The sequence below is a fragment of the Rothia nasisuis genome (genome assembly GCF_928381405.1).
GTDB classification, from domain to species: domain Bacteria; phylum Actinomycetota; class Actinomycetes; order Actinomycetales; family Micrococcaceae; genus Rothia; species Rothia nasisuis.
Genome location: NZ_CAKMSB010000002.1, coordinates 208,619 through 230,191 on the forward strand (window position 1 = coordinate 208,619; position 21,573 = coordinate 230,191).

Sequence of the window (21,573 nt, forward strand, 5' to 3'; positions counted from 1 at the left end):
CCACTCTCACCCTACCAGTCTTTAGCTTTAGGCCGGGTTAGCCTTTTCCCACTCTTCCTGCTCCTTAGCCCGAAGAGCGTTTTCAGCATCGAGCCGAGCCCCACTGGTCACACCGTACCAGTAGGCCACCGCAAAAGCAGCACCCACAAAGAACATGGAGGGCAGGGCAAAACCGGTCAGAATCAACACTGCCTGAAGAGCATAGCCCAGATGATAACCCCAGTTCTTTCTCAGGAAGGCCGGGGTGGCAAGCAGGGCAACAACCAGGGTCAGGCCCAGCGCCCAAATCAGCACCTTAACCCAGGTTGGGTCGTTGAAGTGGTGGCCGAAGATCGCCAGGGTTGCAAAGAAGGCAACCAGAGCTTCGAGTGAGAGCACCATCGAGGTAAACATGACCTTGATAGAGCGCTGCTTTTTCGGCTGGCCTGGGCGCCATTCGCGCTGGGCGCGGGTCATTCTCGCCATTATCTCTCCTTTACAATCCGAGCAGGGTGCTAGCTTCGCCTACCACGGTGATAGAACCGGTAACCAGTACCGCCGAGTTCAGGTTGGGCACGTCAGCTGCTGCCGTCACCGCTGCTGAGAGAGCGTCGGGGATGTTCTCGTAGGTCTCGATGGTCTCTTCATCAAACCCAGTTTCAAGAGCCAGCTCAGCTAACTTTTCCGGAGCAATCGCACGCGGGGAATCTGACTTTGTCAGATGCAACACGGTGCGCCAGTCAGCCCGACCAAGGTACTCGTCGAAGAGCAAGGCCAGCATGGCCTCTGCGTGCTTTTCCTCTAAAATGCCGACCACCAGGTGTAGCTCCTCAAAACTGAAAGATTCCTTAAAGGCGGCGGCCGAGGCAGTCAGCCCATGCGGGTTATGAGCAGCATCCAGTACTACCGGAGGTTCTGTGCGGGCCACCTCAAGACGGCCCGGCGAGCGCACCTGGCCAAAGGCCAGCTTAACCAGCTCCTGATTCAGCTCTTTCTCTCCCCCGCCCAAAAAAGCCTCCACCGCAGCGAGGGCAACGGCCGCGTTCTGGGCCTGATGGGCACCGAAGAGCGGTAGTGCGATGTCTTCGTAGCGGCCAGCTAACCCCTGGAGGGTGAGCAACTGCCCACCCACACCTGCGGTGCGGTCGAGGGTGCCGAATTCAACCCCTTCAAAACGGTAGTCGGCGTTGTGGGCACGGGCTGCTTCGAGCAGCACCTGGGCGGCAGACGGGTCTTGGGCTGTAGAGACCAGGAAGCCGCCGTCCTTAATAATCCCCGCCTTTTCACCGGCGATTTCGGCCAGGGTCTGCCCCAGCATGTCGGTGTGGTCCAGGCCGATGGGGGTGACCACGGAGACGGTAGCGTCAGCTACGTTGGTGGCGTCCCAGGTGCCACCAATCCCCACCTCGAGCACCATCACATCGACCGGCTCGTCCGCAAAAATAGCGAAGGCCAGAATGGTCAGGGCTTCAAAGTAGGTGATGCGGGGGGCACCGGCGGCCTCGAGTTCAGCGTCCACTATCTGCAAATAGGGCTGGATCTCGCCCCAAATCCTCACAAAGGTGGAATCAGCTACCGGAGCGCCATCAATCGCGATACGCTCTGTCACATTCGAAATATGGGGGCTGGTGTAGCGGCCCACCCGAATATCGTGTGCCATGAGCAGGCTCTCAATCATGCGGGCGGTTGAGGTTTTACCGTTCGTGCCGGTCACGTGAATGACCGGGGCAGCGCGGTGCGGCTCCCCCAGAACCTCCACGGCGCGGGCCATGGCGTCCAGGCGGGGGGCCATCTTGTTCTCAGGTGCACGAGCCAGCAGCTCAGCGTAGACCGAGGCGACGCCGAGGGCGTCGTCGTGGCGAACGCCCTCGGCAACAAGCCCGGTAAAAACGGGGTCAAACTCCATGCTGTCGTCAGTCATTTAGGCCTTCTTCACAGAGGCAGCAAACTTAGCTCCCTCAGAGTAGGTGACAGAGACAGCCAGGGTCTCACCGGCAACCAGCTCTTCGTGCTTCTTGATGGCTTCAAGGTCAGCAGCGGGGGCGGTGACGGCCAGCTCGATACGGTCTGAGACCTTGAGGCCGGCCTCCTTGCGCTCTGCCTGAATAGTGCGGACGGCGTCGCGGGCGGTGCCCTCGGCCAGTAGCTCCTCGGTCAGGTGGGTGTCGAGCACCAGGAAGCCTCCACCGGGCAGGACGGAGACGGCGCGCTCGGTGCTGCCCTCGGTTTCAGCAACCACGGTTTCCAGCTCGTACTCGCCCGACTCCAGAGCCATCTTGTCGGAGCCAACGACCACGGTGCCGTCCTCGGTGACAGCCCAGTCGCCACTCTTAGCCGCCTTGATAGCAACCTGAACCTGCCTACCCAGGCGGGGGCCAGCGGCACGGGCCTTGACCTTGAGCTGCTGGGAGATGCCGAAGTCAGCGGGAGCCACCTCGGCGGCGTCCAGTAGCTCAACCGCCTTGATGTTGAGCTCATCAGCAATAATGGACTCGAAGGTGCCAGCCAGATCCTTACCGCCAGCAACCGCAACGGTCAGGGCGGCTAAGGGCTGACGCACGCGCAGCTTGTGGGCCTTACGCAGGGCTGAGCCGGCAGAGGCCACAGCGCGGGTGGTCTCCATGAGACCCAGCAGCTCTGACTCGTCCTTGAAATCCTCAGGTGAGGGCAGGTCGGTCAGGTGGACCGAGCGCTCCCCGGTCAGGCCGCGGTAGATTTCCTCGGTGGTCAGCGGCAGCAGGGGCGCGGCCATCTTCACGAAGGTCACTAAGGCGGTGTAGAGCACGTCGAAGGCTGCGGTGTCTTCGTTGAAGAAGCGCTCGCGGGAACGGCGCACATACCAGTTGGTCAAAGCGTCGGTGTAGGTGCGCAAAGCCTCGCAGGCGGCAGAGACGTCGTAGGCGTCCATGGCCTCGGTGACCTCGGCAACCAGCTGGCGGGTCTTGCCCAGGATGAAGCGGTCCATCACGTGCTGCCCCTCGGTGACCAGCTTGGCCTCGTAGCCTGCCCCGCCGTTTGCGGCGTTGGTGTAGAGGGCAAAGAAGTGGTAGACGTTCCACAGGGGTAGCATGACCTGGCGGACGCCCTCGCGGATACCCTGCTCGGTCACAATCAGGTTGCCGCCGCGCAGAATCGGAGATGACATGAGGAACCAGCGCATGGCGTCCGAACCGTCGCGGTCCAGCACCTCGGAGACATCCGGGTAGTTGCGCAGGGACTTAGACATCTTCTGGCCATCCGAGCCCAGCACAATGCCGTGGGCGATGACGTTCTCGAAGGCGGTGCGGTCGAAGAGGGCGGTTGCCAGAATGTGCATGGTGTAGAACCAGCCGCGGGTCTGGCCGATGTACTCAACGATGAAGTCTGCCGGGTAGTGGGCCTCGAACCACTCCTTGTTTTCAAAGGGGTAGTGGAACTGGGCGAAGGGCATGGAACCGGAGTCGAACCAGACGTCCAGCACGTCTTCCACGCGGCGCATGGTGGACTTGCCGGTGGGGTCGTCCGGGTTGGGGCGGGTCAGCTCGTCGATGTAGGGGCGATGCAGGTCGACCTGACCGTCCTTGTTCAGGGGCAGGCGACCGAAGTCGGCTTCCAGCTCAGCTAGGGAGCCGTAGACGTCGGTGCGGGGGTAGTTGGGGTCGTCCGATACCCACACGGGGATGGGTGAGCCCCAGAAGCGGTTGCGGGAGATGGACCAGTCGCGGGCGTTCTCAACCCACTTGCCGAACTGGCCGTGCTTGACGTTCTCAGGGATCCAGTTGATGTCCTCATTCAGCTCGCTCATGCGGTTCTTGAAGTCGGTGACGCGCACGTACCAGGAGGTGATGGCGCGGTAGACCAGGGGGGTGCGGCAGCGCCAGCAGTGGGGGTAGGAGTGAACGTAGGACTTCTCGCGGATCAGCGCACTATCAGCCTTGAGGGTCTTGATGATGGTGCGGTTGGCCTCAAAGATCTGGACGCCGGCAATCTCGGTCAGGGGGGCACCCTCAGCTAGGGTGGAGTCGGCGAAGAGGTCCAGGAACTTGGCGCCCTCGTCGATGGAAAGGATGACGGGGATGCCGTAGCCCTCACAGACCTTCTGGTCGTCCTCACCGTAGGCGGGGGCCTGGTGCACCAGGCCGGTACCGTCGGTGGTGGTCACATAGTCAGCGACCAGAATCTGCCAGGCCTTGTCGGTGCCGAACTTTTCGGTGTCGGTGAAGTAGTCCCACAGGGGCGCGTAGCGCACGCCCTCAAGCTGGGCACCGGTGTAGGTGGCAAGTATGGCCTCGCGGGCGGCGTCCGCAGGCTTCTCGGCATCCGCATAACCCAGATCCTTGGCGTATTCGCCCAGCAGGTCAGCAGCCAGTAGGAAGCGGCGCCCTGCCAGTTCGCCGGCACCGGGCACCACAACGTAGCTGATCTCGGGGCCAGCGGCCAGGGCCTGGTTGGTGGGCAGGGTCCAGGGGGTGGTGGTCCAGGCAAGAGCCTCAACACCGGTCAGCTCGGCGGCGACCTCGGAGTGCTTGGCCAGGGAAGTATCGTCGGTGATGCGGAAGGCAACGGTGACGGAGGGGTCCTGACGATCCTTGTAGACGTCATCGTCCATGCGCAGCTCGTGGTTAGAAAGCGGGGTTTCGTCCTTCCAGCAGTAGGGCAGCACGCGGAATCCCTCGTAGGTTAGGCCCTTATCGTGTAGCTGCTTGAAGGCCCAGATCACGGACTCCATGTACTCCACATTCAGAGTCTTGTAGTCATTTTCAAAGTCCACCCAGCGGGCCTGGCGGGTAACGTACTCTTCCCACTCCTTGGTGTACTTGAGAACCGAGGCGCGGGCAGCGTCGTTGAAGTTATCGATGCCCATCTCGATAATCTGCTGCTTATCGGTCATGCCCAGCTGCTTCATTGCTTCAAGCTCTGCGGGCAGGCCGTGGGTGTCCCAGCCAAAGCGGCGTTCGACCTTGTGCCCGCGCTGGGTCTGGTAGCGGGCCACCAGGTCCTTGACGTAGCCGGTTAATAGGTGGCCGTAGTGAGGCAAGCCATTTGCGAAGGGGGGGCCGTCATTAAAAACGAACTCGTTAGCTCCGTTTTCACCGGCGTCGCGGTTATCGATGGAAGCCCGGAAAGTACCGTCTTTCTTCCAGTAGTCCAGTACTGCTTCTTCGAGTGCGGGAAAGGAGGGGGAAGCGGCCACCAAGCTGGCTCCGCTTGCGCTTGCCTTGGGGTAGACAGGCTTCTTAGTCATGGTTGCGCCCTTGAGGTTACTTATTGCCAATAACGTGGGGTGCAAGGACGCCTGCCCTCCCCCGTCCTTATGACGGGCAAGAAACCTGCGCGGTACCACCTTGCTTACCTCAACCGGCCCGACCCCCACACCCTGATTGGCGGGCATGGGTCTGCGCCGGGGCAATCTGCCGTCTCGTGAGATGAGGCAGGTTGCACCCAGCGCAGGGTCGAACCGGTTATCAGTCGCTTCATGACAGCTGTTTCGGGCTTACCCGTCCGGGTCTACTGGGGCTATATCTATTCCGCGCACTCCCCTCGTCGCAACGAATTACGGGGGTGTGCAGGTACAACCTGTTCTTCCGGATTGCTCGCCGGTGATGGCCGGGTCATTGCAACTGCTACCTATTTTAGGGGGCAGGTGCGGTGACTGTCTAACGTGTTTTTGAAGTTGCTTAGTCTAATCATCTGCATGTGGGAAAGAATTACAGGAGTGTGAGTACAAGATATGGGGTAGCCCAGGAGACTGCACCCCAAGATAAGGTGCAGAACAGCATCGCAGGGAAAGCAAAATTACAATTCCTACCCTCGACTCTATCTCCTGCCCCGGATCCCCTGCCGCACCACCCCTGCCTACCCTGCTGCCCCTGGCGTTCACCCATTTCCATCTCACTGGTCATGAGTACATACCAAACCCTCGCGCTGCCCATCAGCGGCGTAAACATTCCACCGAGTCTGCTACGCAGTACTCGCTGACACCCCACAAAAACGCCGCTAGACTGGGTGCAAGCAATACCGAGGAGAACATCATGCCCCTAATTAATGTCTCGTACGCGTCGATTCAGTCTGATGAGAAGAAGGCTGAGCTGATTGCTGAACTTACCCGCACCTATGTACAGGTAATGGGCGCAAAGGAGAGCTCGGTGTGGGTCGTGCTCAACGAGGTGCCGCGCACCGATTGGGGTGTGGGTGGCCAATCGCTAGCAAGGCTCGACGCAGAAGCTGCTGCACAGCACCAGGACGCCCGCCTTGAGGTTCGCCAGGCAAGGCAGGAAGACCTACCTACCCTGGCGGCCATTGAAGCCGAGTGCTTCCCTGCCGCTGAGGCCGCTAGCGAAAGTGACCTGCGTGCCAGGTTTGAGGTTTTTAGCGAACACTTCTGGGTACTTGAGGCCGACGGCCAGCTCGTTGCCTTCATCAATGGGCTAGCCACTGACTCCCCCGTTATCTTTGATGACCTCTACGAAAATCCCCAGGCCCACACCCGCCATGGCGCTTACCAAACGGTGTTTGGCATCAATACCCGCCCAGCCTATCGGGGCCGGGGGTATGCGTCTGTACTGATTGAGCACCTTATAGAACAGGCCAGGAGTCAGCAGCGCTCGGGGGTAATTCTCACCTGCAAGAAAGAACTTATCCCCTTCTACCAGAAACTGGGCTTTGAGCTTGACGGGGTATCAGAATCTACCCACGGTGGGGCTGTCTGGCACGACATGACATTACATCTCTAACTTTGCGTCCCCAACCAGGCTTAACCCACCGTCGGCATCGCACTGCCAGCGGTGGGTTATTAAGCTCCTATTATCGAAACGACCTAGAGCTTGCCCTGGGCCTTCATCTGTTCAATAACCTTGTGCTCAGCGTCAGGGCCAGGAGCAATTCCGGGTGGTATACGGAGCATGAAGATAATTCCGGCAATCCACCAGACTCCAAAGATTGCCCAAGACTGCCAAGAGATTTGGCTACCGGCAGGCATAAAGGGCAGATAGAGGGCTACAAGAAAGAGTGCTACCACAATGGCCAGGTAGCCGATGTATAGACCGCCATTGCCGGAACCTCCAATGCGCAGGGGGCGGGGCATCTCGGGATCACGCTTACGAAGGACGACGAAGCTAATCATCACCATCAGGTAGGCAATCACAATCATGGGTGAACCGGCATCCACAACCCATACCAGTGCTGCACGACCAAAGAAGGGAGCGATAGTTGCGAAAAACCCGAGGAGCAGTAGGGCGTTGATAGGAGTGCCGAACTTGGGGTGAACAACGCCTAGCCACTTGGGTAGCATGCCACCGCGGGCCAGAGAGAAGAGCAGGCGGGAGGCCCCCATCTGCAGGGAGTTCCACGAGGTGATAATACCCGCTACCCCCGCAGCCACCATGAGGTTAGGCACGAAATTATTCCCAAACAGCGCGCCCATGGCATCTGCGGCAGGAAGGCCAGCAGCCTGAAGTTCGGTATCGTCAAGTGCCACGGACACGGTCAGCACAATCAAGATGTACCAGGCAGCTGCAATCAGTACTGAGATCACCGAGATTCTACCGATGCTACGGGGCTTCATATTAGCTTCTTCGGCGGTCTGCGGAATCACGTCGAAACCCACAAACATGAAGGGGACGATGATGAGAACGGCGAAGAAACCAGCAGCTCCCCCAGAAAACAGGGGCTCCATTTTTGCACCTTCACCACCGCTGAACATACCGATAAGTTGCAGCGCTCCAATGGCAAACAGGAACACGACCACGAAAATCTGAACACTACCGGCAATCTTTGCTCCCAGAATGTTGATGAGAGTAATAATGACAGCTGAGACTGACCCGACAAGTGCCCAGACAAGATACACATCAGATTCAGCGACCGTATAGAGCTTGATATGGTCGAGGTTGACCACGTAGCTCAGTGCACGGGGTAGGGCTACGGCTTCAAAGGCAACAACGGTGGCGTAACCTCCCGCAATTGCCCAGGAACCGATTAGCGACCACCGGGGGCCTAGGGCTCGAATGATGTAATTGTGCTCTCCACCAGCCTGAGGCATAGCAGCTACGAGCTCCGAATAAATGTATGCCATAAGCGCCATCATGGCTCCGCCGACTGCGAAGGCGAGCATGGCCCCGATTGACCCGGCGCTGGTTATCCAGTCACCGACGAGGATAACCCAACCGAATCCAACCATTGCACCCACCCCGAGTGCGAGAACAGCGGCTGGGCCCATTGATTTTTTAAGTTCAGGGTGATCACTCATGTGCTCAGACATGATTCCTCCAAAAGGTCATAGCACCCTTGTGAGGTGCAACACTAACGGCTGGAAATACCTTACTGAATAAACATGCGGTGTGTGTATATATTATACAAAGAGACGAATATCACGGACGATTTGACTAAGCGCTCATTACCTGCACTTGACCTAACTGCAACAACCAAGGTCAAGGGGGACGTCCCTACCCCCACCCCAGAGAACCTGCAGCCTGACTCAGAAGCTCAAGCGCGCGCCGGGGATTGCCACCGCCTGAAGCTGCCAGCAGGTCACTCCCCTGCCGACGGTGAGCCAATGACCAAAAGGGAGACTTTTCTCCACCGCCACCGAGCTGGTACCAGATACCATGCGTCTCGCAGAAAGCCGCTATATGCTCGTGTAGCTCGGCGCAATTGGTCAGCGCAAAGACCAGCCAGGCACCGGTCAGATCATCATCCTTCAAAGGACGACGGTGGGCTAGTAGCTCACCCCGGGCAACGAGATTTTCGAGCTCAGGTACCAGACTGGGTGCAACAAGCTCGACTCGGGCACCAGCCTCAAGCAGTATTCGGATCTTGCGGGCAGCAACCTGCCCACCACCGACGACCACAACCCTGCGCCCGCTTATATCCAGGGCAATAGGGAGCCTGCGATTCATAGTTCCACCTCTCGCTTTAATAAAACTCCGTATGAAGCCCCATGTTACGGCGCGTTGCGGGCTGTTTCATCTGAGGACACGTAAATAGGTGATAGCAGGAGGTTCATGTGACGATGAAAACCCCTATTGTCTTCTCCTACAAAGGAAGCCATGTTTGCTGACCTCGAACTCATGGATGCCAGTGTGTTGCTGTGCGGCGCTCCCGAGCGCACGCAACGGGTTGCAGCCAAGTATGTGGGTGCTGCTCATCTATTTCAGGTGAAGGATAAAGCCCAGCTAGCAGTTGCCCTGACGCAAGAACCTATCACCCTACTCGTAATCTGTACTGCTCTTGTTGAAGAAGCTGACTCCTGGCGTGCTGCAGCCCGTGCAGCCGGGTCTTCAGCCCTTATTTTGGTCGATGATGAAGCTCCCTTTGAACAGGTTGGCACCGTCTTTCTGATTGGTGCCGGGCCGGGTGACCCCGGTCTGATGACCCGCCACGCCCTCACTGCCCTGGCTCAGGCCGATGTGGTACTCCTTGATCATCTGGCTCCCCACCAAGACCTGCCTGGTTGGGCTCCACGCGCTGAAATCATAGATGTGGGCAAAATCCCCGGCAAACACCGGGTACCCCAACATGAGATTGACCGGCTCATGGTGGAATACGCCCTGGCCGGGCGCAATGTGGCGCGTCTGAAAGGCGGTGACCCCTACGTTTTTGGGCGCGGGGCTGAAGAACTGTATGTCTGCGAACAGGCTGGCATACCGGTGAAGGTATTCTCCGGGGTCACTTCGTCCATTGCCCTACCGGCCCTAGCCGGTGTGCCCGTTACTCTGCGCGGGGTCTCCCACATGTTTACCGTAGTCTCAGGTCATCTTCCACTAGCAGCTTCTGAACTGGATCAGCTTGCTGGCCTGCTCAAGGGCGGTGGAACGGTCTCCCTGCTCATGGGCGTCAAGTCCCTACCCCATACTGCTACCGGTCTGCGCGAGCGCGGGGTGCCAGCGTCCTTGCCCCTGGTTGCGGTGCAGGACGGTTTCCGCCTCAACCAGCGTGAAATATACGCGACCTTAGGTGACTGCCTGAAGACTCTGGCCGATGTGAAGCCTCCGGCTGTGATTACCCTAGGTGAGGTATGCGCACTTGCCGGGCCCCGACGCGATGAGGTCTTAGCCCGGGCTTTTGAAACTCACTAGGTTGTAGCTAGTCTGCTGGCCCAATCTACTGCAGGTTACGGGTGCTCATAGACAGATTCACTGAAGTTTTTCGACGTGTCCGCCGGTTTTCGACTATTGAGGAGTGGAAAACCGGCGGACGCGTCGAAATGTCAGCGAGGTACTGGGAATTCGGACGGGTGCGCACCCCTGCTACAGGCTGAGAAAGTTTTCCACACCCGAGACTAACTATGAAGCTTTTGTGACCTCGAAGGTGGCTGAAAACCTGTCTCACAACGGTTAGAAGGCAGAGTTATCCACAGATTCTCAAATAGGGTCTACGCCGAGGGTCTGAACAGTGCAATCTAGATACATGAAAAGCCTGCATGATATTCACCCTCTAGTCCAAACGGCTCGCGATTTGGAGCTTCGCGGTTTCACCCGCCATGCCCTGCGTCAAAAAATCTCACGCGGAGACATCGTTAGAATACGTCGCGGTGTCTATGTACCAGCCAAGAGTTGGTCTTCGCTCTTACCGAGCGAACGCTATGTGGCACAGCTAGTTGCGCATTCAAAAAACATGGGTACCCGAACAGTCTTTTCACACCAAAGCGCTGCGGCCCTCTTTGGTTTTGCTCAGCTGACTGTCCCAGAACGCATCCACGTTGCAGCGCCAAATTCAAGGGCTCATTCTTCTCCAGGTGTGACTGTGCACGGCTTGGTGAGCGAACCCGTTGAGCTAGCGGGTCTTCCAGTGACATCCGCTCTGCAGACTGTAGTGGACTGTTGCCGGGTTCTTGATCTACGCCATGCGGTAGTACTAGCCGATAGTTCCCTGCACGCTGGGGTTCTCTACCCGGATCTCATGGCCTACTTGCACCAGGCTACGGGGCATGGAAGCAACCGTCTACAGAGGTTGGCTGAGTTGGTCAATCCGCTCTCAGAATCTGCCGGGGAAAGTCTGGTGGTCTGTTTTTTAGATGAGTTTGGGTTTCCGCACTGTCAGCAACAGGTGTGGGTTGAGAGCGGTGGGCGGCGCTACCGGCCTGATTTTATGTGGCCGGAGTACATGATTATTTTGGAGTTTGACGGAAACATCAAATACGCGGGTGCGAATCGTGAGCAGGTATTTGGTCAGCAAAACGAACGTGAAGCCTGGCTCCGGGCTAGGGGGTATAACGTGGTGCGCACCAATTGGCATGAGGTTGTGTACCGGCCGCAGTTGTTGGCAGAAAAACTGAAGCAGGCGTTTGCTGCCGCCGGTGTATATCTATAATTTCGACGCGTCCGCCGGTTTTCGACTCCTCAATAGTCGAAAACCGGCGGACGCGTCGAAAGATTACCTCTACACAAGCTGTTGCTCGTCAGCGGCCATAGCCCAGCCCGCAAAGCTCTGGGCCGCGTCGGTGCGCTCAGCCAGGTAGGTGCGAATCAGGCGTTCAAGGTAGTCTTCGAGAAGGTCGGATTCTACCTTGAGCCCTCGCACGGTGCGCCCCAGGGTTCCGGCCGCGTCGTTCTGGTAGTCGGCCAGCCCGCCGCCGAGGTGTACCTGGAAGCCGGGTACCTGGCGTCCGTCCTCGGTGGTAATAATCTGGCCCTTGAGCCCAATATCAGCTGTCTGAATACGGGCGCAGGAGTTGGGGCAGCCATTGATGTGCAGGGTCAGGCGCTCCGGGAGCTGGTCAGCCACATCGGCCATGCGTTCTTCAAGGTTGTCGATGACGCGCGCTGCGGTGGACTTGGTAGCTACGATAGCCAGCTTGCAGTATTCGATACCGGTGCAGGCTATGGTTGAGCGGCGGAAAACGGACGGACGCGCGTAGAAACCCAGCTTCTCTGCTTCAGTGATGAAGGGCTCTACGTCATCGCCTTTAATGTCGAGCACAACCAGCTTCTGGTAGGGGGTGGTGCGCAGGCGGGTGGAGCCGTACCGTTCAACCAGGTTGGCCAGGTCAATGAGCTGACTGCCGCTGATGCGCCCCACGGTGGGTGTCAGGCCGATATAGAACTTACCGTCCTTCTGGGCGTGAACGCCCACATGATCACCGGTGACAGCGGGAGTTTCGGGAGCCGGCCCGTCGGGCAACGCGTAGCCCAGGTACTCGTCTTCTAGCACCTGCCGGAATTTCTCTACGCCCCAGTCAGCAACCAGAAACTTGAGGCGGGCTTTGTTGCGCAGGCGGCGGTAGCCGTAGTCACGGAAGATGGAGATAACGCCCTTCCAGACCTCTACAGCCTGTTCCTGGGTCACGAATACGCCCAGGCGCTCGGCTAGCTTGGGGTTGGTGGACAGGCCGCCGCCAACCCACAGATCATAGCCGACGCCCAGGTCGGGGTGGGTGACGCCAACGAAAGCTACGTCGTTGATTTCGTGGACGACGTCCTGGCTGGGGTGGCCGGTGAAGCAGGTTTTGAACTTACGCGGCAGGTTAGAGAAGGCCGGGTCCCCAATATACTTTTCTTTGATCTCGCGGATGACCGGTGTGGGGTCGATCAGTTCGTCCGCTGCAATACCGGCTAGGGGTGAGCCCAGAATGACGCGGCCTACATCGCCACAGGCCTCGGTTGTATCGAGCCCTACCTCAGCCAGGCGGCGCCAGATTTCAGGCACATCTTCTACCTGAACCCAGTGCAGCTGCACGTTCTGACGGTCAGTCACATCTGCGGTATCGCGGGCAAAGTCTCGGGAGATTTCACCGATGACGCGGGTCTGTTCGGTGGTGAGCTGGCCAGAGTCGATACGCACACGCAGCATGAAGTACTTATCTTCGAGTTCTTCGGGGCTGAGGGTGGCGGTGCGTCCGCCGTCAATGCCCTGTTTGCGCTGGGTGTAGAGGCCCCACCAGCGGAAGCGGCCGTGCAGGTCGTCCGACTCGATGGAGTCGAAGCCTTCCTTGGAGTAGGTTTCAATGATGCGCTCGCGCACGTGTAGCCCGTCGTCTGCCAGCTTGAATTCTTCGTTGGCGTTGAGCGGGGTTTTGCCGTCAATTTTCCACTGGCCGTTGGGCTTTTTGGAAACTGGTTTACGGGGGACTGGGGTAGCTGTCTGGTCGGGGCGGGCGGTGAGAGTTTTAGCCATGGGTTCTAGTCTTTCGTGCGTGTGGTGCTGGTTGCGAGAGTGTGAAGTGAGGGTGAAACGGTTTCCCGGTAGCCGGTGGGACGGCTCGGTGCGAGCTGGCGGCTTCGCAGTACCCCGCGGGTGCTCAGAGCCAGCCCGGTCAGGGCAGTTGCCAGGGTCAGTGGCAGGCTATAGGGGGCAAGCGCTGGGATAAGACCGATCAGGTAGGGCAGGTGGGTTACAGCCAGGCAGGTGCCCACGAACCCACCCAGGGCAGTGGGATTAATGCGGGTGACCAGCCAGGCCGCCACTGGAGCAGCCAAAACCCCGCCCGCTAGCAGAGCCAGTACAGCCAACAGATGCTCGGTCAAATCTTGCCACATACCCAAGATAAATCCCAGGCTAGCTGCCAGGGTAACCAGGAACTCTGCTGTGTTCACGGTACCCACGATACGGCGGGGTTCAGTTTTGCCGATGCTCATCAGGGTGGAGCTGGTGACCGGGCCCCAGCCTCCCCCACCGGCGGCGTCCACGAATCCACCGAAGAGCCCGAGGAAGCCCAGGGTGCGCGGGGTGGCAGGGGCGCCAGTTCCCCGGGCGGTGCGGCGGCCGGTGGAGAACCGGAGCACCAGGTTGATACCAATCAGAGTGAGAATAGTTGCCATGACCGGTTTCGCGGTTGCCAGGGAGAGGTTGGAGAGCAGGGTGGCTCCGGCGAAGGCACCTACAGCGCCGGGTAGGCCTAGCCGTAGCACGACCTTCCAGTCGATATTGTTAAATCGCCAGTGGCTAGCCCCCGAGGCCAGGGTGGTTCCGAGTTCTGCCACATGAACAACTGCGGACGCGCTGGCCGGGTTCATCGCTGCAAGGGCAAGGAGCAGGGTGGTTGAGGTAGCTCCGAAGCCCATGCCGAGGCTGCCATCGACCAGTTGGGCGAGCAGACCGCCCAGGGCGATGAGAAGTAGTTTGTTCATGGTGGTGTTCGTTCTGTGAGGGGCGCTAGCGGACCAGGCCTGCGGCTAGGGTGTTGCCGTCTGACTGGTTGATAAGCAGCAGGGAGCCGACCAGTCCGCGCCCGGTGTAGGGTTCGGTGGGGAGCTCTTCTGCCACCTGTAGGGTGACGGTGGCGATGTCGTTGAGTTCGATGGCTTCGCCGGGGTGTTCCTGGTTGGTATCGATGTCGAGCAGGGAATCGATGGAGACCAATCGAGCTCGTACCAGGGAGGTTCCGTAGCGGAGTTTTACCTTGGCGCCGGGACGTAGCGGAGTATCGGCTAAGCCCACCAGGGTTGCGGTGAGTTCCCGGCTGCCTTCGGGGCGGTCGGCACCGGCAATCAGGTCTCCGCGGGAGAGGTCGATATCGTCTGCTAGACGCACCACGATGGAATCTCCTGTGGTGGCAGTAGCGACGTCACCGTCTGCGGTGTCGATATGGGTGACGGTGCTGGTGCGCCCCTGGCCCAGGTGCACGGTATCTCCCACAGCCAGGTGACCGCCTTTGATACGCCCGGCGTAACCCCGGTAGTCGGTGCCCTGGGGGCGGATCACGTACTGGATGGGTAGACGCAGTCCGGTCTCAGCCCCCTGATCAGCTACTTCTACGGTTTCGAGGTAGTGCAGCACGGTCGGGCCGGTGTACCAGGGGGTGTTGGCAGATGGCTCGACCACGTTGTCACCCCGTAACGCACTGATGGGAATCACGGTTACTTCGGCAATGCCCTTATCTCGCGCCAAAGCCGTAAACTCTTCGCGAATCTGCTCAAAGACGTCCTGGGAGTAGCCCACTAGGTCAATCTTGTTGACCGCCAGCACCACCTGGCGAATACCGAGTAGGGCCGCAACCGTTAAGTGGCGGCGGGTTTGGGTCACCACACCGCGGCGGGCATCCACCAAAAGCACTACCACCTGCGAGGTCGATACCCCGGTGACGGTATTGCGGGTGTACTGCACATGGCCGGGGGTATCGGCCAGAATAAAGGTGCGCTCGGCGGTAGAAAAATAGCGGTAGGCCACATCGATGGTGATGCCCTGTTCGCGTTCGGCGCGCAGGCCATCGACCAGCAGGGAAAAATCCAGACCTTCATGACCGCGCTCGCGGCTGGTGCGTTCCACGGCTGAGAGCTGGTCGGCCAGCACGCTCTTGGTGTCGTGGAGCAGGCGGCCCACGAAGGTTGATTTGCCGTCGTCAACGCTACCGGCTGTGCACAGGCGCAGGGTTTGGCGGGTAGCTAGCTGGGCTGGCGCCCCGGTTGCCGTCTTAGCATCGGTGGGGTGGGTGAGTAGGGTCATTTTAGAAATAACCTTCCTTCTTGCGGTCTTCCATAGCGGATTCGCTCAGGCGGTCGTCCGCTCGGGTCGCGCCGCGTTCGGTCAGGGTTGAGGTGGAGATTTCGGTGATGATGTCTTGCACCGTGCTCGCTTCTGACAGCACAGCGCCGGTGCAACTCATATCACCTACGGTGCGGTAGCGCACCCGACGGGTTTCGATGGGTTCGCCCTTGGTGGGGCCTCCCCATTCCCCTGCGGTGAGCCACATGCCGTCACGGTTGAAGACTTCACGTTCGTGGGAGAAATAGATGGGTGGCAATTCAATGCCGCGGGCACCGATGTATTCCCAGATGTCGGCTTCCGTCCAGTTGGAGATGGGAAAGACGCGGATGTTTTCACCGGGCAGGTGTCCGCCGTTGTAGAGGTTCCACAGTTCGGGGCGCTGACGGCGGGGGTCCCAGCCGCCGAAGGCATCGCGCACCGAGAAGATACGCTCTTTGGCGCGGGCTCGCTCTTCATCTCGGCGTGCACCGCCGAGTACGGCGTCGTAGCCCTGCTCTTCAATGGTTTCGACCAGGGGGACGGTCTGCAGGGGGTTGCGGGTGCCGTCGGGGCGCTCCTGTAGCTCACCCCGATCGATCCAGTCCTGTACTTTAGCCACGCGCAGGCGGGCGCCGGTGCGCTCCACCAGGCGGTCGCGGAAGTCGATGACTTCAGGGAAGTTATGGCCGGTATCCACGTGGAGCAGTTCAAAGGGCACGGGTGCCGGTGCAAAAGCACGGCGAGCCAACTCGTAAACCACCACAGAGTCCTTACCGCCTGAGAAGAGCAGGGCGACCCTATCGAACTGACCGGCGACCTCGCGCAGGATCTGGATTGACTCGTTTTCTAGGTCTTTGAGGTGGGGTGAGAGGGGGGTTGAGGTAGTGGTTGTGCTCATGTGTGTAGTCCGCATTCTGTTTTGGTGAACCCTGCCCAGCGTCCGCTGCGGGGGTCTTGGCCGGCTTCTACTTTGGCGGTGCAGGGGGCGCAGCCGATGGAGGGGTAGCCTGCCTTGGTCAGGGGGTGCACAATCAGGTGGTTCTTTTCGATGTACCGGTCGGTGTCTTCAAGGCTCCAGGTAACCAGGGGTGAAATCTTGAGTCTCCCGTTGGGGTCAATGTCCAGGGCCGGGGTGGTGGCGCGAAGCGGCGAATCGGCACGGCGCAGGCCGGTAATCCAGCCGCTGTAGGGAGCCATGGACGCTGCCAGGGGCTCCACCTTGCGCATGCGGCAGCAGGCTGCGGGGTCGCTGCTGTAGAGGTTGATGCCGTAGCGGGCGTCCTGCTGACCGGTGGTGAGCAGGGGCTTAGCTCTTACCAAGGTTTGGGGGTAGCGTTCTTCCACCTGCTGGGCGACGTCCAGGGTTTCGGGAAAGTGGTAGCCGGTGTCGAGGAAGAGGAACTCAGAGTCGGGTAGGTAGCGGCTGGCAAGTTCGGCCAGTACGGTGTTTTCCATAGAGAGGGTGACGGCCAGCCTGCCATCCACATGCTCACGGGCCCAGGTGAGAATCTCTTCAGCACCTGCCTCGTAGAGGTCTGCCGCGTAACGGTCAACGAGTTCACGGTTGGCCTCTTTCTCGGCTGCAGAGAGCTGGGCCGGTTCAGCCGTGCCTTCTGGGCTAATCGCGGGGTCTTGCAGCGATGCAGCCGACGAGCCAAGACCAAAGTTTTTAAAATTTATGGGTAAGGGTGCCATGGCGCTCCTTTCACAACAGTTTGTTGGGTGAATAATTTGAAAGTCTAGGCTTATGGGGGTAGGGTGGTCGAGTTATTTCAGCTACCAGGTCACGAGGCGACATTTTTACGTCACGCGACTTCATGGGGGGTAATTTTTACGCAATCTAGTTTGCGCAAATCGCCTGTGGCACACTAGTGTGCGTCACTCAGCCTGGCTCACCCGTCATCTAGTGAAATCTGCGTACCGCGGAGGCCGCAGAGCGTGCCACAATGGTGACTATGCGTATTTTGTCTATTCAGTCCGCTGTTGCCTACGGCCACGTGGGTAATTCAGCCGCCGTCTTCCCCCTGCAGCGTCTTGGCCACGAGGTCATGCCCGTCAATACCGTGCTGTTTTCCAACCACACCGGCTACGGCGCCTGGCGCGGCCCGCTGATTTCGGGTAACGACGTCCGCGAGATTGTCACCGGCATTGATGAGCGAGGCGGCCTGACCGACACTGCACTGGTGATTTCTGGTTACCAGGGCGGCTCATCCATCGGCGATGCCATTCTTGATGCCGTTGCCAAGGCCCGCTCAGCCAACCCGAACGTCCTCTATTCCTGCGACCCGGTGCTGGGTAATGCCACCAGCGGCTGCTTTGTCTCCCCCGAAGTGCAGGAGCTGATTCGTGACCGCGTGATTCAGCACGCAGATATCATCACCCCCAACCAGTTTGAGCTGGGTTTTGTGACCGGCACCGACCCCAAGACCTTAGATGAGGTTCTCGACTCTGTGGCCGCAGCCCAGAAGATCGGCCCTCAGACCGTGCTGGTCACCAGCGTGAATACCCCCGAGACTCCCGAGGATTCGATTCAGATGCTGGCAGTTTCGGGCGATGAAGCCTGGCTGATCACTACCCCGCGTCTGCCGATGAAGGCCAATGGCTCGGGCGACGTTACCCAGGCCCTCTTTGCCTCCCACTTCGCATCGGGCAAGAGCCTGAAAGAGGCCCTGGAACTGACCACCGCCAGCGTCTACGAGTTGCTGAAAAACACCCTGGCCTCGGGGCAGCGTGAACTACAACTGATTGAGTCCCAGCAGGCCTATGTTGAGCCCGCTGAGACCTTTGAGGCTGTAGCGGTCAAGCGCTAAGAGCGGCTAGGGCTTCAGTAGCCCGTTCCAATGCAACTGAGGCAACTACTGTTGCTGAAGCGGCGTCACCGGGTAGCACCAGCGGCTCGGTGACGGCCGCTTTTTCTGTGCCCAGATAAGCCTTGGTGAGTTTGCTGTGGAAGTAGCCGCGGGCCAGCAGATAAGTGGAAATATAATCAGCCTGGTTGCTCTCCCAGGCCTGGTCGATGGTGGGTTCAATATCTGCAATAAAGCCGTAGGGCACCGGGCGGCTGAGCAGGCTGCTGAAAACTTCTGCCTGGTAGAGCACGGCTTCACGGCCATCGGCGCGGGAGGAACCCGCTGCTGCCAGAGCGATATCGTCGTAGCCGTCCCAGCCCGCTTCTTCAAGGCGCTGGAGCTGGAGCTTAGCTAGGGCTGCTGAAGGGCCTAATGCTCTAGCAATTGCGGTGGTCAGGTGGGTAGCCTGAGCAGCGGCCTGTTTCATATCGTGTTCGGTATGGTAGCCCGGTGAGAGCAACAGGGGCACAAGGACGGCTCTCGCCCCGGACGGTAGCGCCTGTAGCACCTGCGGCAGGGCGGGTTCTTGCACATCTACGTAGGCCTCGTGCACGGTGTAGGTTCCCGGAGCCTGGGCCTCGACCAGGGCGGTGAGCTGGTCACGGATGAGATTGACGGCTTCACGGCCCTGGGGGTTGTCGGTTCCATGGGAGGTGGCGACCAGGTGAATCATGGGGCTCCAGTCTGCTGCCTGCACAGCAAGTGGGTGGGGTTAACCCCACCCACTGTACAGCACAATCAATCGACTGGCAGATGCGCTTCTCCCGCTTTTATCGTGCTGATTCCTCAGCAAGGGGTTGGCTGACCAGTTTCTCCGCTTCCTCCTTGCTGAGAATCCGTCCGCTCAGTCCACCGCGGTCGTGCCAGGCACCACCGACCTCGATTCTGGAAGTAATGTCCAAGCCGCCAGCCTTGACGGGCTCCCAGCCACCCAAACGCAATAGGTGGGTAATGCGCTCTTGCGCTACAGGGTCGTCCGTTGCAAACAGTTGAGCAACCTTTTCACCGCTATCGGTAGTTTCTTTGCCCAGATTAGCCGCGCTCATGGTTCCTAGCGCTTTGACGAAATGAACTCCCTGAGGAAGCAGGGCAGCGTTTTGCTGACCAGCTGAGGACCCTTCTGGGTTGGCGGAAACCGCCCGGCCGTCGTCAGTAACCCGGAAGTTGTTGGATGGGTCAACAACGACCTTGTCCACCAACTGTGAAGAGTGTTCCTTCAGGAGCTGCTGGGTAACGGGGAACATCGTAGCGAAGACAACTGTGTCTGCTTCTTCAATGACCTGCTCGACGGTACCAGCCCGAATACCTAGCCCCAGTTCTTGGGCTGATTTCTGAGCCGATTCGAGATCTGATGCCGCAACCAGTATCTCTTTTCCCCCGCGGGCCAGGCGAAGGGCGACCTGTGAACCGATGCGCCCTGTTCCAATGATTGCTGTAGTCATGACAAACTCCTTATTTAGTTCATATATTGACTATTCTCACTTTACTCTCGCGCTCTTAATTTTCAACAAAAGGGGGTTGGGTCGCGTCTTAATTCGACACAAGACGAGCCCCAGCCCTAACGACGGGAACAATTTAGCCAACAGCCTCACAATCACAACCTAGCGGTCAACATTGAAACCACAGCGGGGCTCAGTGCTGGCGCAACTGGTGTAAACGGTCGAGTCCTCTTCCCCTAGCGGCCCCGTAATGCTGACCTGCCGCACTTCTCCACTGTCATCCTTCCCCAGAACAAGGTAGGCCTGCCCGTCCGCATCGAGATGCAGGCCAGCTGCGGGTTCACCGGCCTCGCCAAAGAAGGGCTGAATTTCGAACCGCGGTTTCTCTACCGGCGCGGACGGCAGGGTGCCTTCCTGGCTATACCCGGTATCGGTGGGTGCTAGCACCACCACGGACCTATCCGTTGCCAGATAGATGTTGCCGTAGCGGTCGACATTGGAGCCTCTTTCAAGATTCCAGACCATATTGCCCATTTCGGTATGCGCAGTGATGAAGGCGTAGGTATTGCCCCGGCCCTCGTAGAAGTCAATGGGTTCGCCGTCCCGATAAACGGCGTAGGCCAGTTACATCTGGGAAGGGGTTGACCCCGGGTTCATATCCCAACCGTAGGTGCGAATCTCTACCGGCCTGAGGGTGGGGTGGGTGACAGCAATGGTTTCGTAGTTGGTACAGCGACCTAAGCAGGCGTCCTCAACAACCTGATGTGCAGCTGCCGCTGAAGAGCTTGAGGGTGTAGGGGTGCTTGCTGGTGCGGTCGTAGAGGCAGAAACGGAGGAAGAGGTCTGAGCCGGTGCCTGCGCTGGAGCTTCACCGCCACCGGCGCAGGCGGTCAGAAGTGGTAGCAGGGCCAGCATTCCGAGGTTAGGACGCCAGCTACCGGGGCGGCTAGTGAGGGCGGGGCGGGTGCGAGGGTTGCGCTTCACGGTCATCATCTCCTTTGATTGATGGCTGGTTACCGTCGTGGGCTCCCTCTTCCCATACTAAGTAGGCTGGCTAATTGCTATCAAGAAGATGACGCTGGTTCGTCCCAGCCCCCTGCCCGCTCCGGCTATGAGGCTGCGACCCGCCGAATCACCTTGTACTGGGCCGCCTGGGCCACCGGGCGCATGGTGATGTGGTCCAGGTTGATGTGCTGGGGAACGTTCACGGCGAAGGTAACGGTCTGGGCCACGTCCTCAGCCAGCAAAGGTTTTTCCACGCCCGCGTAAATCTTGGCAGCCGCCTCATCGGAGCCTAGGCGATTGCGGGAGAACTCTTCGGTGCGCACCATGCCGGGGCGTACCTCAATCACGCGCACGTTGTGCTCAGCTTCCTCTAAGCGCAGGGTCTCGGTCAGGGCCCGCTCACCAAATTTGGCGGCATTGTAGCCCGCTCCCCCTTCGTAGCCGGCTTCAGCTGCGGTGGAGGTCAGGTTGAGCACGGTGCCCTGCCCGTTCTCGCGCAGGGCGGGCAGGAAGGCCTTGACCATGTTCAGGGTACCGATAACGTTGAGCTCGAACATGGCTGACCAGCCAGCGGGGTCAGCGTTGGCCACAGAATCAGCCCCAATAGCGCCGCCAGAAATATTGACTAAGGCATCTAGGCGACCACCGGTTTCCCCCAGAATATCCTGAGCGCGGGCAGCTACCGCGTCGGCGTCCGTAATATCGAGGACGACCGGGCGCACCCCGGTACGCTCAGCAAGTTCTGCCAGGCGGTCGGCGCGGCGGGCCACAGCGTAGACGCTCCACCCGGTAGCTACCATCTGTTCGGCGGTCGCCCGGCCAATACCGGAGGAGGCACCGGTGACCACGGCGACCTTACCGGCCTGGGAGTCAGGAGCAAAAGGATTAGCGGGAAGTAGTGAAGTAGTCATAGCACTAGCCTA

At 59.4% G+C, this 21,573-nt stretch carries 19 protein-coding genes; 4 read left to right on the forward strand and 15 right to left on the reverse strand.

The features are described 5' to 3' along the window. Window positions 1–27 precede the first annotated feature (27 nt). Genes L6966_RS02495 through ileS form a run of 3 tightly spaced genes read right to left on the reverse strand, consistent with a single transcriptional unit; the run spans window position 28 to window position 5,203 of the window. The gene (locus tag L6966_RS02495; protein WP_083091180.1) at window positions 28–465 is read right to left on the reverse strand and encodes a DUF4233 domain-containing protein; all 438 of its coding nucleotides are present in this window, start codon (window positions 463–465) and stop codon (window positions 28–30) included. A 10-nt stretch (window positions 466–475) separates the two neighbouring features. Beyond that, window positions 476–1,885: a bifunctional folylpolyglutamate synthase/dihydrofolate synthase gene (locus L6966_RS02500; RefSeq protein ID WP_419721879.1), complete on the reverse strand. Its 1,410-nt coding sequence runs from the start codon at window positions 1,883–1,885 to the stop codon at window positions 476–478. A 15-nt stretch (window positions 1,886–1,900) separates the two neighbouring features. Next, window positions 1,901–5,203, reverse strand: a complete 3,303-nt coding sequence (gene ileS, locus L6966_RS02505) for an isoleucine--tRNA ligase (RefSeq protein ID WP_237232818.1) — start codon at window positions 5,201–5,203, stop codon at window positions 1,901–1,903. 787 nt (window positions 5,204–5,990) lie between these two features. Between ileS and L6966_RS02510 the strand changes: the two genes are divergently transcribed. Next, the gene (locus L6966_RS02510; RefSeq protein WP_237232819.1) at window positions 5,991–6,692 is read left to right on the forward strand and encodes a GNAT family N-acetyltransferase; all 702 of its coding nucleotides are present in this window, start codon (window positions 5,991–5,993) and stop codon (window positions 6,690–6,692) included. 83 nt (window positions 6,693–6,775) lie between these two features. Here the strand turns inward: L6966_RS02510 and L6966_RS02515 are convergent, their stop codons facing one another. Both L6966_RS02515 and L6966_RS02520 read right to left on the reverse strand, forming a co-directional pair. Next, window positions 6,776–8,215 carry an APC family permease gene (locus L6966_RS02515; protein ID WP_083091183.1) on the reverse strand — a complete coding sequence of 480 codons (1,440 nt, stop codon included), beginning with the start codon at window positions 8,213–8,215 and terminating at the stop codon, window positions 6,776–6,778. A 184-nt stretch (window positions 8,216–8,399) separates the two neighbouring features. Further along, complete coding sequence (locus tag L6966_RS02520) at window positions 8,400–8,852, reverse strand: precorrin-2 dehydrogenase/sirohydrochlorin ferrochelatase family protein (protein WP_083091184.1); 453 nt, start codon at window positions 8,850–8,852, stop codon at window positions 8,400–8,402. A 126-nt stretch (window positions 8,853–8,978) separates the two neighbouring features. On the opposite strand from L6966_RS02520, the gene cobA reads away from it, so the two are divergent. Next, complete coding sequence (gene cobA / locus L6966_RS02525; protein WP_237224018.1) at window positions 8,979–10,031, forward strand: uroporphyrinogen-III C-methyltransferase; 1,053 nt, start codon at window positions 8,979–8,981, stop codon at window positions 10,029–10,031. 874 nt (window positions 10,032–10,905) lie between these two features. Continuing rightward, on the forward strand, window positions 10,906–11,265 hold the full coding sequence (locus tag L6966_RS02530; RefSeq protein ID WP_237224020.1) for a DUF559 domain-containing protein: 360 nt from the start codon (window positions 10,906–10,908) through the stop codon (window positions 11,263–11,265). 69 nt (window positions 11,266–11,334) lie between these two features. Here L6966_RS02530 and L6966_RS02535 read toward each other — a convergent pair whose 3' ends face one another. The 5 genes from L6966_RS02535 to L6966_RS02555 are packed head-to-tail and all read right to left on the reverse strand — an operon-like array spanning window position 11,335 to window position 17,052. Then, window positions 11,335–13,068, reverse strand: coding sequence for a nitrite/sulfite reductase (locus L6966_RS02535; RefSeq protein ID WP_237232820.1), 1,734 nt, complete (start codon window positions 13,066–13,068; stop codon window positions 11,335–11,337). A 5-nt stretch (window positions 13,069–13,073) separates the two neighbouring features. Then, window positions 13,074–14,021, reverse strand: coding sequence for a sulfite exporter TauE/SafE family protein (locus L6966_RS02540; RefSeq protein WP_083091188.1), 948 nt, complete (start codon window positions 14,019–14,021; stop codon window positions 13,074–13,076). A gap of 25 nt (window positions 14,022–14,046) precedes the next feature. Then, window positions 14,047–15,336 carry a sulfate adenylyltransferase subunit 1 gene (locus tag L6966_RS02545; protein WP_237232821.1) on the reverse strand — a complete coding sequence of 430 codons (1,290 nt, stop codon included), beginning with the start codon at window positions 15,334–15,336 and terminating at the stop codon, window positions 14,047–14,049. 1 nt (window position 15,337) lies between these two features. Beyond that, entirely contained in the window at window positions 15,338–16,270 is a 933-nt protein-coding gene (cysD, locus tag L6966_RS02550; protein ID WP_180377814.1) for a sulfate adenylyltransferase subunit CysD, read from the reverse strand. Then, window positions 16,252–17,052 carry a phosphoadenylyl-sulfate reductase gene (locus L6966_RS02555; protein ID WP_237224024.1) on the reverse strand — a complete coding sequence of 267 codons (801 nt, stop codon included), beginning with the start codon at window positions 17,050–17,052 and terminating at the stop codon, window positions 16,252–16,254. Before L6966_RS02555 ends, cysD begins: the two co-directional genes overlap by 19 nt. 260 nt (window positions 17,053–17,312) lie before the next feature. On the opposite strand from L6966_RS02555, the gene pdxY reads away from it, so the two are divergent. Beyond that, window positions 17,313–18,167 carry a pyridoxal kinase PdxY gene (pdxY, locus tag L6966_RS02560; protein ID WP_237232822.1) on the forward strand — a complete coding sequence of 285 codons (855 nt, stop codon included), beginning with the start codon at window positions 17,313–17,315 and terminating at the stop codon, window positions 18,165–18,167. On the opposite strand, the gene L6966_RS02565 is transcribed toward pdxY, so the two are convergent. The 5 genes from L6966_RS02565 to L6966_RS02585 form a co-directional block, all read right to left on the reverse strand. Beyond that, window positions 18,157–18,879 carry a sirohydrochlorin chelatase gene (locus L6966_RS02565; RefSeq protein ID WP_237232823.1) on the reverse strand — a complete coding sequence of 241 codons (723 nt, stop codon included), beginning with the start codon at window positions 18,877–18,879 and terminating at the stop codon, window positions 18,157–18,159. The genes pdxY and L6966_RS02565 overlap by 11 nt on opposite strands. 97 nt (window positions 18,880–18,976) lie before the next feature. Beyond that, on the reverse strand, window positions 18,977–19,648 hold the full coding sequence (locus L6966_RS02570; RefSeq protein WP_237232824.1) for an NADPH-dependent F420 reductase: 672 nt from the start codon (window positions 19,646–19,648) through the stop codon (window positions 18,977–18,979). Window positions 19,649–19,807: 159 nt separating this feature from the next. Continuing rightward, a complete protein-coding gene (locus tag L6966_RS02575; RefSeq protein ID WP_237232825.1) occupies window positions 19,808–20,170 on the reverse strand; it encodes a hypothetical protein in 363 nt (120 codons plus the stop codon). 99 nt (window positions 20,171–20,269) lie between these two features. Further along, entirely contained in the window at window positions 20,270–20,629 is a 360-nt protein-coding gene (locus L6966_RS02580) for a hypothetical protein (protein ID WP_237232826.1), read from the reverse strand. A 125-nt stretch (window positions 20,630–20,754) separates the two neighbouring features. Further along, window positions 20,755–21,561, reverse strand: coding sequence for an SDR family oxidoreductase (locus tag L6966_RS02585; protein ID WP_237232827.1), 807 nt, complete (start codon window positions 21,559–21,561; stop codon window positions 20,755–20,757). Between the last annotated feature and the right edge of the window lie 12 nt (window positions 21,562–21,573).

Coding starts and splice junctions, on each gene's coding strand:
- cysD (WP_180377814.1), bottom strand. CDS start 16,270: ATGCGGACTACACACATGAGCACAACCACTACCTCAACCCCCCTCTCA.
- L6966_RS02565 (WP_237232823.1), bottom strand. CDS start 18,879: ATGATTCACCTGGTCGCCACCTCCCATGGAACCGACAACCCCCAGGGC.
- L6966_RS02510 (WP_237232819.1), top strand. CDS start 5,991: ATGCCCCTAATTAATGTCTCGTACGCGTCGATTCAGTCTGATGAGAAG.
- L6966_RS02545 (WP_237232821.1), bottom strand. CDS start 15,336: ATGACCCTACTCACCCACCCCACCGATGCTAAGACGGCAACCGGGGCG.
- L6966_RS02495 (WP_083091180.1), bottom strand. CDS start 465: ATGGCGAGAATGACCCGCGCCCAGCGCGAATGGCGCCCAGGCCAGCCG.
- L6966_RS02540 (WP_083091188.1), bottom strand. CDS start 14,021: ATGAACAAACTACTTCTCATCGCCCTGGGCGGTCTGCTCGCCCAACTG.
- L6966_RS02575 (WP_237232825.1), bottom strand. CDS start 20,170: ATGGTCTGGAATCTTGAAAGAGGCTCCAATGTCGACCGCTACGGCAAC.
- L6966_RS02535 (WP_237232820.1), bottom strand. CDS start 13,068: ATGGCTAAAACTCTCACCGCCCGCCCCGACCAGACAGCTACCCCAGTC.
- L6966_RS02515 (WP_083091183.1), bottom strand. CDS start 8,215: ATGTCTGAGCACATGAGTGATCACCCTGAACTTAAAAAATCAATGGGC.
- L6966_RS02570 (WP_237232824.1), bottom strand. CDS start 19,648: ATGACTACAGCAATCATTGGAACAGGGCGCATCGGTTCACAGGTCGCC.
- ileS (WP_237232818.1), bottom strand. CDS start 5,203: ATGACTAAGAAGCCTGTCTACCCCAAGGCAAGCGCAAGCGGAGCCAGC.
- L6966_RS02585 (WP_237232827.1), bottom strand. CDS start 21,561: ATGACTACTTCACTACTTCCCGCTAATCCTTTTGCTCCTGACTCCCAG.
- L6966_RS02520 (WP_083091184.1), bottom strand. CDS start 8,852: ATGAATCGCAGGCTCCCTATTGCCCTGGATATAAGCGGGCGCAGGGTT.
- pdxY (WP_237232822.1), top strand. CDS start 17,313: ATGCGTATTTTGTCTATTCAGTCCGCTGTTGCCTACGGCCACGTGGGT.
- L6966_RS02555 (WP_237224024.1), bottom strand. CDS start 17,052: ATGGCACCCTTACCCATAAATTTTAAAAACTTTGGTCTTGGCTCGTCG.
- L6966_RS02500 (WP_419721879.1), bottom strand. CDS start 1,885: ATGGAGTTTGACCCCGTTTTTACCGGGCTTGTTGCCGAGGGCGTTCGC.